Here is a 336-nt window from a genome sequence, read left to right as displayed (position 1 = left end):
GAAACATCTTCGGGTTGTGAGGTTAAGCGACTAAGCGTACACGGTGGATGCCCTGGCAGTCAGAGGCGATGAAGGACGTGCTAATCTGCGATAAGCGTCGGTAAGGTGATATGAACCGTTATAACCGGCGATTTCCGAATGGGGAAACCCAGTGTGATCCGTCACACTATCATTACGTGAATACATAGCGTAATGAAGCGAACCGGGGGAACTGAAACATCTAAGTACCCCGAGGAAAAGAAATCAACCGAGATTCCCCCAGTAGCGGCGAGCGAACGGGGAGCAGCCCAGAGTCTGAATCAGCATGTGTGTTAGTGGAACGGTCTGGAAAGTCCG

The 336-nt window shown here is 51.5% G+C and carries 1 rRNA gene; it reads left to right on the top strand.

Going from position 1 to position 336, the window contains the following annotated elements:
• Window positions 1-20: 20 nt before the first annotated feature.
• Window positions 21-336, top strand: a 23S ribosomal RNA gene (locus OGV77_RS00330); the annotation flags it as partial.

Origin of the sequence: Citrobacter sp. Ce129 (assembly GCF_030334545.1) — a bacterium.
In the GTDB taxonomy this organism is placed as follows: Bacteria; Pseudomonadota; Gammaproteobacteria; order Enterobacterales; family Enterobacteriaceae; genus Citrobacter; species Citrobacter europaeus.
The sequence above is the reverse complement of the archived record's forward strand: the minus strand, read 5'-3'. Positions and strand labels throughout refer to the sequence as shown.